Below are 547 nucleotides of genomic sequence, written 5' to 3'. Positions count from 1 at the left end.
GGAAAATCCCCGCTGATAGAAGTTTCACTTTATCAGCTGCGAGCTATTATAATAAATCCCGCTGAAATTAAAAGAATGGCAATAATGTTCCATGTTAAATCATAAACAATAATATTTTCTACATAACGGATCTGATGTATCCGCATTACTTTATGCTGAATAATACCATCGTATAATTGAAATGCACCTGCTCCAATTAGTAAAGCTCCAACCCATCTGCTTAATACTAATGAATTTCGGCGCCTGAGATCAGCAAACATAAATAATCCGCCAATCGTTGCAAACCAGCTAAAAGCGTGAAAAAATCCATCTGACACTAGCCCGATCTGTGTTGTTGATCTGTCATAAAAATGATGCCACTGCAATAGCTGATGAAAAACAGCCTCATCAAAAAACGCAACTAAACCAAGACCAAATAAAACACCTGAGATAATATTACGTTTTCCATAGTTATTATCCATTAGAATCTCCTTTATCTGATCTGAAATTTTTAATTTCTAGGGGGATAAATATTTTATCCCAGCCTTAACGGGCAGTAAGACTCCCG

The 547-nt window shown here is 36.2% G+C and carries 1 protein-coding gene; it reads right to left on the bottom strand.

Annotated features, from left to right (window positions below):
- Nucleotides 1-32: 32 nt before the first annotated feature.
- Nucleotides 33-461, bottom strand: a complete 429-nt coding sequence (locus tag BFA01S_RS21605; protein WP_066235709.1) for a DUF2243 domain-containing protein — start codon at nucleotides 459-461, stop codon at nucleotides 33-35.
- Between the last annotated feature and the right edge of the window lie 86 nt (nucleotides 462-547).

The sequence above is a fragment of the Metabacillus fastidiosus NBRC 101226 genome (genome assembly GCF_001591625.1).
GTDB classification, from domain to species: Bacteria; Bacillota; Bacilli; order Bacillales; family Bacillaceae; genus Metabacillus; species Metabacillus fastidiosus.
Note: the sequence above shows the minus strand (reverse complement) of the source record. Positions and strands in the feature narration are given on the sequence as shown.

Coding starts and splice junctions, on each gene's coding strand:
- BFA01S_RS21605 (WP_066235709.1), bottom strand. CDS start 461: ATGGATAATAACTATGGAAAACGTAATATTATCTCAGGTGTTTTATTT.